This window comes from Tessaracoccus sp. (assembly GCF_016714275.1).
Classification (GTDB): domain Bacteria; phylum Actinomycetota; class Actinomycetes; order Propionibacteriales; family Propionibacteriaceae; genus Arachnia.
The window spans coordinates 44,362-56,546 of the sequence record NZ_JADJNP010000018.1; the positions used below are offsets into that span (position 1 = coordinate 44,362).

Annotated in this window: 11 protein-coding genes; 2 read left to right on the forward strand and 9 right to left on the reverse strand. The window is 68.2% G+C overall.

All coding sequences use genetic code 11. The features are described from left to right. Positions 1 to 12: 12 nt before the first annotated feature. The 4 genes from IPJ61_RS21605 to IPJ61_RS21620 form a co-directional block, all read right to left on the reverse strand. The gene (locus IPJ61_RS21605; protein ID WP_297112792.1) at positions 13 to 1,737 is read right to left on the reverse strand and encodes a hypothetical protein; all 1,725 of its coding nucleotides are present in this window, start codon (positions 1,735 to 1,737) and stop codon (positions 13 to 15) included. After that, on the reverse strand, positions 1,734 to 3,119 hold the full coding sequence (locus tag IPJ61_RS21610) for a tubulin-like doman-containing protein (RefSeq protein ID WP_297112795.1): 1,386 nt from the start codon (positions 3,117 to 3,119) through the stop codon (positions 1,734 to 1,736). Before IPJ61_RS21610 ends, IPJ61_RS21605 begins: the two co-directional genes overlap by 4 nt. Before the next feature lie 5 nt (positions 3,120 to 3,124). Continuing rightward, entirely contained in the window at positions 3,125 to 3,583 is a 459-nt protein-coding gene (locus IPJ61_RS21615; protein WP_297112799.1) for a hypothetical protein, read from the reverse strand. A gap of 174 nt (positions 3,584 to 3,757) precedes the next feature. After that, positions 3,758 to 5,116 (reverse strand): hypothetical protein, encoded by a 1,359-nt coding sequence (locus IPJ61_RS21620; protein ID WP_297112802.1) that lies wholly within the window; start codon positions 5,114 to 5,116, stop codon positions 3,758 to 3,760. Here IPJ61_RS21620 and IPJ61_RS21625 point away from each other — a divergent pair. Continuing rightward, on the forward strand, positions 5,115 to 5,378 hold the full coding sequence (locus IPJ61_RS21625) for a hypothetical protein (RefSeq protein WP_297112805.1): 264 nt from the start codon (positions 5,115 to 5,117) through the stop codon (positions 5,376 to 5,378). The two genes, IPJ61_RS21620 and IPJ61_RS21625, sit on opposite strands and share 2 nt — an antisense overlap. Positions 5,379 to 5,385: 7 nt before the next feature. Here IPJ61_RS21625 and IPJ61_RS21630 read toward each other — a convergent pair whose 3' ends face one another. The 4 genes from IPJ61_RS21630 to IPJ61_RS21645 form a co-directional block, all read right to left on the reverse strand. Further along, a complete protein-coding gene (locus tag IPJ61_RS21630) occupies positions 5,386 to 6,132 on the reverse strand; it encodes a hypothetical protein (RefSeq protein WP_297112807.1) in 747 nt (248 codons plus the stop codon). A gap of 71 nt (positions 6,133 to 6,203) precedes the next feature. Further along, on the reverse strand, positions 6,204 to 7,094 hold the full coding sequence (locus IPJ61_RS21635) for a hypothetical protein (RefSeq protein ID WP_297112810.1): 891 nt from the start codon (positions 7,092 to 7,094) through the stop codon (positions 6,204 to 6,206). Beyond that, on the reverse strand, positions 7,091 to 7,435 hold the full coding sequence (locus IPJ61_RS21640) for a hypothetical protein (RefSeq protein WP_297112813.1): 345 nt from the start codon (positions 7,433 to 7,435) through the stop codon (positions 7,091 to 7,093). Before IPJ61_RS21640 ends, IPJ61_RS21635 begins: the two co-directional genes overlap by 4 nt. Positions 7,436 to 7,778: 343 nt before the next feature. After that, on the reverse strand, positions 7,779 to 8,894 hold the full coding sequence (locus IPJ61_RS21645) for a hypothetical protein (RefSeq protein WP_297112816.1): 1,116 nt from the start codon (positions 8,892 to 8,894) through the stop codon (positions 7,779 to 7,781). Positions 8,895 to 9,113: 219 nt separating this feature from the next. Between IPJ61_RS21645 and IPJ61_RS21650 the strand changes: the two genes are divergently transcribed. Continuing rightward, positions 9,114 to 10,739, forward strand: a complete 1,626-nt coding sequence (locus IPJ61_RS21650) for an IS1182 family transposase (RefSeq protein ID WP_297112820.1) — start codon at positions 9,114 to 9,116, stop codon at positions 10,737 to 10,739. A 28-nt stretch (positions 10,740 to 10,767) separates the two neighbouring features. Here the strand turns inward: IPJ61_RS21650 and IPJ61_RS21655 are convergent, their stop codons facing one another. Then, on the reverse strand, positions 10,768 to 12,147 hold the full coding sequence (locus tag IPJ61_RS21655) for a hypothetical protein (RefSeq protein WP_297112823.1): 1,380 nt from the start codon (positions 12,145 to 12,147) through the stop codon (positions 10,768 to 10,770). Between the last annotated feature and the right edge of the window lie 38 nt (positions 12,148 to 12,185).

A 12,185-nucleotide genomic window follows, 5' to 3' on the forward strand; every position in this document is an offset into this window, starting at 1 on the left:
CCCTCCACGAGCTCATTGCTCGACCGGATCGACAGGTAGTGCGAGTTCGTCGCCGGTCGGTAACCGCCAGGGCAAGCGAACCCGCGCGTCGCGACCGAGCGCGGCAACCTCGCCGACGGTGCTTGCCCAGCGCGCAAATGAGGAGGCGGCAGCGGCGAGCACCGGGTGGCCGGCCACCGGATCGCCGGACGCCTTGACGAAGCGTTGCAGGGTGGCGAGGCGACGGCCGATCTCGACCGGTGGTTGCCCCGCGACGAAATCGTAGACCCAGGAACTCGGTTCGAGCGGCGACTCGGCGTCGCTTCCAAGCGGCGGGGCTCGCCCCACCACGGGATCTGCCAGCATGAGCCGGTCCCCGGCGAGGCGAACCTCGCCGACGAATACCTGCCACAGCGCGTAGCCGAGCGCGCGTAGATCATTGACCGGCGGCAACCCAGGCAGGGCGTCCACCAGGTACAGCGCGACGCGGGCCTTGGCCTCACCCAGCTCGACGACCTGTCCGCCGGCTGCGACGATGGCGGCGCTGTCAGGCAGCGGCCGTCCGGCCAGCGTGAGAACGGCGCGTAGGCGGCGCGTCGGCCGGGCTTGGCCCGGCGCGGGCCAGCGATTGAGCCCGACCAGGATACGGATCGGGTCGGGGTACAGCGGCGGACAGGCGGTGACGTGACTGACATCGACGACGCGGCCTGGATTGCGGGCCTGAAGCGCCGCGATCAAGGGGCGAAGCAAGTCGCGCAGCCCAGGGCGGTCCGGTTTTCCGATGATCCAGTCGTCGGCGTGCGGCTGCACCTCCGGGGCCGCGCCGAACGAGACGCCACCCGCTCCCAGTGCCAGCATCACCAGATTGTTCTCCGTACCGCCCGGCGGCATCGCGATCCAGCCGGCTGGCCGGCCATCCGGGGCCTGGAACGTGATCTGCCCGCGCGTGTTGTCGTCGTGCGGTGGCAGCGCACACAGGCGGGCAAAGTTGGCGGCGAACCCGGGCTCGTGGCGCGGCAGGTAGATCGCCTCCCGCCGCACCGGCTCCTCGGGGCGGCCGGTCGGCACGCCGAGCCAGCACGGCCCGACGAACTGGCAGTCGTCGCGGAGGTGCGCGAGCTCAGACACCGGCGCCAGGATGTTCTCGGCGGCCAAGAGCCGATCGACGCCGTGTTGCCACTCGCACCCAGCCAACCCCGGCTCCCACCGCTTGGTCCGCGCCAGCGCGGCGCGCCATTCCGCGAGCAAGGTCAGGGCTGGACCGCGCCGCGCCCCGATCGCTTTGGCCAGGCTGTCCCACTCGGACTTTGTCCGGCGAGCGTGCGGCGCGAAGAGCGCGGCGTGATGGGTGATGCCGAAGTGACGTGAGGTGGTCGCGGATTCCCGCCAGCGCAGGATGCCGAAGAAGCGAGCCTCGGGATCGACGGAAACCAACGCACGGCCGAAGTTGTCGAACCGACGATCGTCCCGGAGATCACCATTCTCGATCGTCAGCGCGCCACTCGCAATCCCGATCAGGAGTGTATCGAACCGCGCCATCATCTCGGCGTGGCCGGTCGGCGGCTCGACGGTCCGCGACAGGTCGCGTGCTAGCACAAGGCGCAGGGCCTCGGCCCGCGCGAACGGAGTCGGCAGCGCCGCCGGGACGTACTCAACAGGTCCCCAGTCACCAGGAATGCCGATGCCATCATTGATCGGGAAGAGGCCCGACACGCGATCGGTCCCGAGCGGCCGTGGCAGCAGCTCGACGGGGCTCATGGGTCCCTCCGGCTCAGGACCTTGTCGTGGAGGACACGCGCGTAGTGATCGGCGACCCCGCCCCCGGTCCGCGTGGTCTCGGCGGGCAGCTTCTCGCCGGTCCACATCGACTGCAGTTCTCTCCAGTGTGTCGGCGATCGCTTCAAGGGCGTGGACTCGAGCTTGTCCAGCACAGGATCGGTCCCCAGGCCGTCGGGACCGAAGATGTCACGCATCCACTCGATGCACAGCCTGGCCTCATCGACCAGTTCCTCGAAGCGGGTCAGGATTTCCTTCATGAACCCGAGCCGGCGCGGCTTCTCGGGACAACTGGCCACGATGCTGTCGTGCAGCTCCTGGAAGCGTGCGGGCGATCCTAATATCGAACCGTCGTAGGGCGCGAGAACGTCGGGACGATTGCCCTCGTCAGTGAAGAACCGGAGCAGGTTCTGCTGGACTCGGAGCGCTCGGATCCGGCGCCGCAAGGTCGGACCCTCTTTGGTGCCGGCCCACACGTCGTCGAGCAACCAACCCTCGCGGTTGTCGTCGTGGACGAGTCCGTAGACCTTGATCTTGTTGTTGGCGGTGAGCGCCTGTGGCAGCGTCACCAGCGCGTGCGCCGCGGCGAGTTGGAGGTAACTCGCGTACTCTCCCATGTTGCCGTCCTGGACCTTCACCGGTTGCAGCACCTTGGTGCGCTGGGTCCCCGGATAGCCCAGCAGCAGGGACGCCGAGATCACGGGGACCGTGCGCTCGTAGAAGTACTTCAGCCCATGATTGGAGTTGCGCTCGAGGATGGCGGGTGAGACGCCCTTCGCAGTGCCCTGCTGCGGTAGCTCGAACCACGGCAGAAAGAAGATGCCATACAGCTCGTCTCGGGTGTAGTAGCGGCGAATGCTCTGGATCAGCTTGTCGAGCATGCCGGCGCCGGTGCCGCCAGCTACAGACCCGCACACGAACACTCGGTTCGCCGTCGCGAGCGGCTCGAGGAACCCGGCCAGCGCCGGCCCATTGGCGCCCTCGGCGAACACCGTCGCACCGACACAGGGCGTCGCGTGCATGCCGGTGTGGATGGAGATGGCGCCTTCCTCGGCGGTGAACAGGCTGTCGAACAGATCGCTCTCGTCCTTGTGTTGCCCGTCGACGAACATGTCCGCAAAGGACCCTTCGCCCTGGCCGACGAGGTTGAACGGCGGCTTGACGACGCCGTCACCGAGCGGGTGAGCCGTACCCGCGAGCGAGCGCGTCGGTTGGGCGAGCAACTTCGACAGCGGTCCGTCGTCGTCCGAGTCGAGCGCGATCAGCTTCAGATCCTGGGGCATGGCACCCATCCGGACAAGTCGCGTCACTGCCAACGCGAAGTGCTGGCCGGTGCCACCAACCGTGATCAAGTAGTTCGACATGCCAGCTATCGCTTCCCGAAGACGCGCTCGGCGACGTACACGAGCAGGAACAGCACGGCCGCCGGCACGAGCCCGAGCAGCACTGCACGTCCTGGGGTGGAGTCTTGCAGGAAGATCTCCGCCTTGAAGACGTCGCTCGCCAGGCAGCACGTCGCGTCAGCGCCCCGAATGGGATCCAGCGCTGCAAGCACCGCGGCACCGCCGGCGGCACCGATCAGGGTCAGCAGGAGCGCCGCCCCTGACGACATCCCACCGCGCCGGTTGAGCATGCGCCGGCCCAGCGAAAACGCAGCGACCAGCACGATCACGTAGCCCGCGCTGGTGAACAGGATCCCGTTGTTGGACTTGCCGCAGACGTCCTTGGTGATGTACTCGCACCCCGCCTTCGCCGCCGTTGGTGCGGTGGGCATGGAGCTGCCCGAGCCCTGATCGGGCGTGGTCTGCGCAAACGGATCCTTCTGCAAGTCGCCCCCCTCGGGCAAGAAGTGTGGTGGCGCGCAAGGTAGGCGTTTACGCGCCGAAGGTCAAGGGTTCAGGTCCCTCGGCGACAGCGGAAAGGTGGGCGATTCCGTGAGCTTGGATGGGGTAAGCCCGATCGATTGCCGCGTCGGCCCCGAGGCTGGCGTTTGGTCGGCACATTAGTCGCGCTGAACGTGAACATGAAGGGTGCCGATCGGGTGCGGGCGCGCGGTGCGCCGGTCGAGCATCGCGCGCACCAGGACGTCGAGGCCGTACAGTCGTTCGGGCATCTGCCAGTTGTCCTCGCTCGACCAGCCGCTCTTGCCGGTGTTCCACCAAGCGTCGGCCGCCGTGGCGTCAAGCGCGATCGTCGATTCGACCGTCGCGCGCAGCTCGGTGTGGCCCTTCGCCAGGGGCGCACAGTTCAGGCCGGTGAGGAACTGGGTGGACTCACCTCGGACGGGGACGACTCCGCCGGCGGGGCGCACTGGTGCGAATGGCGCCTTGGGATCGATCCGCAACTGCGTAGTGGCGACCAAGTACGGCGGCAACGTGCCGGCGCCGATCTCCTTTACGCTCACCGTGAACAGCCCCTTGCCCCCGGCGCCGCACCAGAACTTCGACGACAGACCATCGTCCACGGGCGCCGTGCCTTCGATCCGGAACTCGGCGAAGGCGGGCGGATCGATGCCCTCGGCCTGCTGCTGAGCGAGCGGCAGCACAGTCAGCGACTCGATCTTCTGGGGAGCAACGTCGAGCGGGGCCAGCTCCGCCGTCATCACGGAGTCGTCGGGTTTCATCGTGCCGGCACGCAGGGGAGCGTTCTTGAGCTTGCGTTCCAGGCTGTTGACGAACCGCCGGCCCAGGGCGACGTCGCGCGAAAAGACGAGGATGAGCAGCGGCTTGTAGCCCGTGTAGGGGAAGTACCCGTTGCCCGCCTGATCGGTGCGGATCGGCCCTTTCACCGAGAACGTGAAACCGACCTTGCGCGGGTCGGTGTTCATGTCGGCGACGTGAGCTGCCGTCCTAGCGAAGTAGTCGGCTGACAGCGGGCGTTCGACGTAGTGGTTGCCGCTGAACGGGAGCAGCACCCCGACCATCCAAACCCCGAAGCCCTCGTCGGCCCGCGCCCGCAGGACCGCGGTAAGACAACCAGGGTCCGCGCCTTGCGCACACGCCGCCGCGACGTTGGTGCCGCCGGTGCCGCCGGCCGAGGCCTGCATGCCGTCGGTGACCACGATCGTCAACGCAGCCTCGTCGAGGAAGTCGGGCGGCGGCGGGTGATCACGATCGATCTTGTCAGGCACGGGCCGCCGCACCAGCGACAGATCGAGGCGCGAGCTGAGCTCGGTGTAGAGCTTCGCTCGCCCCAGCGCTGCGGCCGAGTCGGGCGCACCGTCGCACACCACCTTCTGGCCCACCGTGCATCGCTTCGGCGTCCCCATCCCGGCCTCGGCGAGCGCGGTCTCGATCTCCGCGTGGAACGCGGCGATACGCTTCTCGCCAGCCTTGGCGGCACCGCCGAAGAATCCGGCCATGCTGCCCGAGGTATCGACGAAGACACGCGCATTGATGACCGGCTTTGGCGCTGGTTCGCCAGCGTCGATCGCGAGCGTCACGCTCGTACCGCCTGCGTCACCCACCGGCGGCGACCGCTGCCCTTTGCTTGAGCACCCGATCGCCAAGAGTCCGATGATCACCGCCAACGGCGCCTGCATTCCGGCCCGAAGCTACGATGGAAAGACCGGAAACGGCAAGCGCATGCGGGCATCTCGCAAGCTGCGCGGGACGCGGAGCTAGTCTAGTGTTACGGGGCGCCCCCGGTGATGGCCATCGAAGCGGCCTGATCTCGCCCTTGTTCCCGCCGATGGGCGCGCTCGCTAACACCTACGTGCGTCGCCGCGTCGCGGAGGAGCTGCGCGACTACTCGAAGCGCCTGGAGTCCGAGATCAAGGACCGCCGCGATCGCCTTAAGCGCACGGAGGACAAGATCCGCGGGCTGATCGAGTTCATCGCGACCGGCGACCGCTCGGACTACATCACGTCCACCATGCGCGACCTGGAGGCGTTCGCGCGCACCGAGAAGGCCGAGATCGCCGCGCTGGTCCAGGCCGTCCTCGGCGATCACGTAGAGCCGTTCATCGACCCAGGTGGTCGCCTCGATGGTTCGCCAGGCATCTGGGGGATCGGTTGGCGGCAGCGTGGCGAAGGGCCGGTCCCCGCCGTCGGGACTTCGTTCGTGGATCGCTCCGGCGTGGTGGTAGTAGACCGTGGTGTCGCGCTCGCAGCACGCGTCGACGCGGTTGTACGCCTCGTGCTGGACCAGCGTGCCGTCGGGCAACGGCGCCTCGGGCTGGTCGCCGGGCACGAGCAACTGGCCGATGGCCTGGTGGGGGTCAACCGCCGCGAGCGGAAGCTGCCAGCGGTACGTCGGCCGCTCACCCCCACCGGTGAGCCAGGTCAGCATGTCGCCGACGACCCGCAGGTGGTACGGCTGGTCCGCGCACCAGGCGATGACTGGTTGCAGGCCGGGAGGCACGATCGGCGGAGCCACGGCTCGGGCGAGTGTAGCTCAGGCGCGAGGCACGCCGCTCGCGGCCCCGCGATGGCGCTGGGTATGCGACCTCACTGGGGCCGCTCGAACGGGTGGATCTTCGCGGTCCTGCCGTCGTCGGCGCCGGCGGTGAGCTTGAGCATCACGCCATCGGCGCCGATCTGCTCGGCTTGGTACGAGGCGCCCTTGGCGGACCGACATCCTTCGTCGGCACCCTCGTCGTCCGCGTCCTCGTCACCCTCCGCGTCGTCGTCGTTGCGACCGAGGACATAGCGCCAGGCGGCGAGGTCGAGGCGTCCGCAGCGAACGATCTCGCCGAGCTCACAGATGGTGAGCAGCGACGAGTCATCGGCGTAGCGCTCGTCTCCGGCCACGTCTTCTTCTGTGGCGCTGGTCTGGATCCATGCGAAGCGCGCCGCCCCGAACGTCGCCTCGGTCACTGCGACGACCTCGACGTTCGCCGACATCTCCGGAGTCTCGGTGAGGTCGATCTCCGCGACCGTCTCCGCGACACCACGCACCGCCCACGTCGAGCTGCCCCGGGCGATGATCACCGTGGAGATTGCGGGCACGAGGCGGTCGTTGGTGCTGTTGCCGAAGATCGTGGCGACCTGGACGGACGGCGATGACACCTTGGATAGCTCACACGTGCCCGGCTCGTGGTCGAAGCCGTCGCTGAGCACGCCGAGATCTCTCGCGAGGCACGCGCACACCTCGCTTGGTGTCGGCGCCTCACACACCGTCACCGCGGTCGACAGGGGCACGTTGGTCGGCGAGCTCGCGGGCGGGCTCGCCGGACCGGGGGCGCTCGGCGAGCAGCGAGGCGGCACGACGATCGAGCGCAGCGGCTCTATCGCTGCCGCAGAGGCACTTCCGGGGCCGCCCTGGATGACCGGCTGGCTCGACTTGGAGCAGGCCGCGACCGCGACAACCGCGACCATGCCCTGCAACCGCGACGTCATGGATCTCTCGTCAGGGAGACCAGCTTCTCGTAACGCTGGCGGAGGAGGCGCAGCACCTCCTCGTCTTCGCCTCCCTCGGGCTTTCCGTCCATGTCCTCGCACATCTCGGCGATGTCGATCTCGGTCTCTCCGTACTCAATCTGAGCCTGCCGCCACTCTTCCTCGGGCACACGCTCCGGCCGCTGGATCGATGCGGGGAGGCGAAACACCTCCCGCTTCTTCTTGATGAACAAGCAGGTCAGCTGCGAGCGCTCCGGGCTTGGCGGCCTCTTCATGAGGTCGTCCATTGCTGCCTCGAACTCGGCGGCCACTTTGGGTCGCGGCGCGTCGAACACCGGCATCGCGTCGATCGGGGCCGGTGCGTTGAGGCCTCCGGGCGTGGCATCGACACCTACGGCAGGCTGCGCCGCGTCGCGTGAGGTCGCGGCTTTCCGCGGGGAGTCACCGCCCCGGCACCCTCCGACTGCGACGCAACAGGCCAATGCCTGGACGAAGAGATGTGGACCGACGACCGACTGCGTCATTTCAGCACGAACCTCCTGAGGAAGTAGGCCAGCACGCGCTCGTTCGCATCGCTCGGCGCGGGCGGGGTCGCGAACAACGACCTGGTCAGGGCCGACCGACACGAGGCTCCGGCGCCGGCAGCGGCGAATTTCCGCATCCCCTCGGAGCAGTGCGCCCTGGTCACGGCGGCCCGCTGAGCAGGAACACGTCGGCGCTGTCGGCCGAGGTCGAGCGGACGACGGCGACCGTGCCGTTCGGCCCTGGGGCGAGCGCGCGCACCGCGCAGTTGGGGCTCGTCAGCGTCTGCCAGCGATCGCGGGCGTCGGCGAGCGTGCGCCGCGGTCGACCGCTGGTATCACCGAGGCCAAACACGGCGTAGCTACAGCGCGCGTCGTAGTGTCCTCCGAGCATGTGATCGGATTCCGGAGCGGCGTAGCCGTAGATCCACAGCTCGTCGTTGACGACGCCCAGGGTGAAGCCCTCGCCCCACGCGGTCTCAATCGCGGTGGCGGAGACGAGGCCCCCGTCCGCGATGCGCCGCACCTCGACCTGCGTGCACGCCTCACACGCGGTGGGATCGTCGACCACGATCGCGAAGGCATCGCTGCCGACAGCGGCAAACCCGCGGCGATAGGGGTGCGGCACCGACGTACGCCACCGCGCATCGCCGGTGGCCAGATCAAGTCCGACGATGACGGCCTCCTTGCCGACCGCAGCGTCGATGACCACGACCGCGACGCCGTCGGCCGCGCGCCCGTCGGCGAGGTAGCTCTGGTCGTCCGGCAACTCGAAGGTCCCGACCGGCTCGACCGCCCCGGCGAACGCGTAGCGATCGGCGCGCACCTGGCGGCCGCGCTGTTCCAGGTTCACCGCGGAGGTCGCGTCGTTCGGGATCAGGAGGGCACCCTCCGGAGCGTATGGGACCGTCACCTGCTGCCCGCCGAGCGTAACGTAGCGGAAGCCCGCCTCTCGGTGTTCGGGATCGACACGCGACCCGACCAAGGGCACGTCGCCTTCGTCGAGTCCGCCGGCTTCGACCGCGAGTCCGCGGACGTCGCGATCCAGCGGCACGCGGACCACACCTTCCTGCAGCTGAATCAGGACCACCCGCCCATCGGTGCGGGCGCGCGTGACGACCTCGAAGCCGCGCTCGGATTCATCGGCCTCAAGGCTGCCGCTGCTCTGGCGGAGCACGGTCACGGGCGGATGGCGCCAGGCATCTGGGACGTGGCGGCCGTAGCAGGATGCCGCCATGGCGAGGACGAGGCCCGCCGCGCGGCGCTCATACTTTCCCATTGACCAACAGGGGCCCGGCGGTCGCGCGAGGGGGACCTCGCTGATCGGAAGGCCAGCATCCACCAGGGGGCGGGCGCGACGGGGCGCGGCGTTCAGTCTTCCGCCGTGCGCTGTCGTGCGCACCGCTAGAGCAGCGATCAGTTCGCCGCCTCAAGAATATCGATCGCTTACAGGCGGCCGATCGACAGCGCGCTCGGGATCGTGATCCTCTGCGGGGCGATGGCCATCAAGCGCTGGAGCCCGAGTCAGATCGTCAGCCGCCAGGAGAAGTTCATCCTCGGGCGGCTCAAGCGCAACGGCAAGCTCTACGCGTTTCTGCGGCTGCATCGCGACCAACTGTTCGATGACGCGTTCCAGCGCGAGCTCGAGACGATGTATCGCGACAACGGCACCGGCAAGGATCCCCATCCGCCGGCGCTGCTGGCGATGGTCGTGTTGCTGCAGTCGTACGCGGGGGCGTCGGATGCGACCGCCGTAGAGCTGTCGCTGCTCGATCTTCGCTGGCAGATGGTGCTCGACTGCCTCGGGACGGTCGAGCCGCTATTCTCGCAGGGTGCGCTCTTTGATTTCCGGCAGAGATTGATCGCCGCCGATCTGGACCGCCGGCTGCTGGAGCGAAGCCGCGAGCTTGCGCGCGAGACCAAGGCGTTCGATCCCAAGAAGCTGCCGAAGACGTTGCGGGTCGCGATGGACTCCAGCCCGCTGGAAGGCGCCGGCCGCGTCGAGGACACGGTGAACCTGCTGGGCCACGCCGGCCGGAAGATCGTCGCCTGCGTCGCGGGCCTGCTGCACTGGACCGAGGCGCGCGTCTGCCGCGAGGCCGGCTGCCCATTGCTGCTCGCCGCGAGCGTCAAGCAAGGCCTCGATCTCGACTGGAGCGACCCCGACGAGAAGGCCACTGCGATCCCCACGCTCATCGAGCAACTCACCGAACTGGAGCAATGGGTGGCCGCGCATCTACCCGACGAGCTGACCCGGCCACCCCTCGACGAGCACGTCGCCACTCTGCGCCAGATCATCGGGCAAGACCTCGAGCCCGATCCGGGCGGTAGCGGTCGCTTGCGGATCCGGCAAGGTGTCGCCGAGGACCGCCGCGTCTCCATCGAGGACAAGGAGATGCGGCACGGCCGCAAGACCAAGTCGAAGCGCTTCAACGGGTACAAGCGCCACCTCGCCATCGATCTCGACACTCTCTTGGTCCTGGCCGTCGCGGTGCTCCCTGCCAACCGGCCCGAGCAGGACGCTGCGCCCAGCTTGGTCGCCGACATCACCTCGCAGGGGCTGACGATCGCTGCGCTCTACATCGATCGCGGCTACATCAACGCGCCGGTCGTCGACGAGATCCTGGCCCGTCGAGGACGGGTCATCTGCCGCCCCTGGCTCGCGCACAACGGCACGCACTTCAGCAAGCGGGACTTCACCCTCAACATGCGCGACCGCACGATCACGTGCCCGGCAGGCGAACAGCAACCCATCGTCCTCGGGGCCAAGGTGGAGTTCCCGGCCGACACCTGCCGCGCGTGCTCACTTCGTGGGAAATGCACGGACGCTGGCCTCGACCGTGGTCGCTCCGTCGCCATCGCCGACAACGAACTGCTTCAGCACCGGCTCCGCAAGCAAGCCGCGACGCCGCAAGGCCGCCGCGAACTCCGCGAGCGCGTGCCCATCGAGCACCGGCAGGCCCATACGTGCCGGCGACAGGGTCGTCACGCCCGCTACCTCGGCACCCGCAAGAACGAGTTCGACCTCCGCCGCGCCAGCGCCGTCAGCAATCTCGAAGTCATCCAGCGGCTACTCGAAGCCCAGTCGACCCGCGCCGCGCGCGCCGTGGCCAGGGCCGCGTGATTGCGGTGGTTCCGAACCGGTCGGTGCTCTAGAGCCCCTGGGCGTCGGTGCACAAGGTGCGGTCATCGAGCGCCGTACATGCCAAGCCGCTGGCGCATGGCGCCGCTCCACTGCACGCTTCGCCGAGAAATGCCGTCGCGGGCCGCCGGACGATTCCAATGAGTTCGTCCACTCCCCCGCGCTTCGTTGGGACGACACCCAAGACCTGGGGCGCCGACTCCGCCGGCAGATACTCAACCGCGGCGGCCAGGAACTCTGAGTTTGTCGCGAGTTCGACGGCCTCGCCGGACGCGATCGAAACGACTTCGCGGTCTTGAATCTCGAAGTCCATGTTCTCATCGAGCCAGGTATGAAAACCGGATGCGTCGCTGTAATGCACGGCGGCGTAGAATGGGCGTTCGCGGATGCCGCTGGCGGGCGTCATTCGCAAGGGCATCCCCAGCCACAAGTGCCGCCCCGGCATCCAGCGCCGAACGGTGACAATTGGACTGCCTCCGGCAGCCTGCGACGCGACGATCATCCCGGCCGTCAGCCTTGGCGCCAAGCACGTGAAGTTGGCGGATTCTGGACTGCCCAGCCGGCCGCATTCGACAGCGACCTCGAGCCGCTGCGTAGGCGTAGTGCTGCCGCTCCAGTATGCGGGCCCGTTGAGCTGGGAATCAAAGTAGGTGAGCACGCCCCGGTCGAGTCCGATCGGCGCGCGGTCGCTCGGGAGTAGCTCGATCTCGTCGGCGGTGACCCGTAGGTCATCGGACAGGTCTGTCCAAACCATGAGCCGGTTTCCTGTTCCGACCCCACTGACGACCGCGTGGCCGTCAAACGACACGGCCGCCAGTGCGTCGCTGACTTGGGTGCCGAGGATGGTCGAGATCAGGATGACCTCGCTTGGTTGGGCAGTGAGGTCCCCGTTGATGTCGAACCACACGCGGTTGCCCGCCACCAGCGTGAGCAGACTGCCGTCGGTCACGGTGAGGCTGCCGGCGACTTCGTTGCCGCTACTAACAGTGGTGGTCCAGGAATCCGGTGGCTCGTCGTAGCGCGGCGGCATGGCGACGGCGACGCGGCCTCCGACCGTTGCGACGAAGCCCTCCAGTTCGTTCAGCGTGCGCACGTCCTCCAGTGCCCCAGTCGCTAGTGTCGTTCGCGTGATCGACGCACAGCGATCGTTGCTCAGCCACAGCTTGGGATCGCCTGCGCAGATGCCCCTGACAGCGCCCCCGATCGCGGCCATCGCACAGTCGAGGTCGGTGATGCTCCCGTCGCCATCTAGATCGCCGGTGGAGGTCGGACAGCTGGTCGGTGTTTCGCTGCACGCCGTCAGGAGGACGGCCAACAGTGCCACTCCGAAGGAGGACCAGTGGGCGAGGTGCGCTGAGGCCCGGCGTTGAAGCGAGTTCTGAGGCTGCATCAGCGGCTCCTTGCGATTCGTGCGAGCGGTCCGCGCTG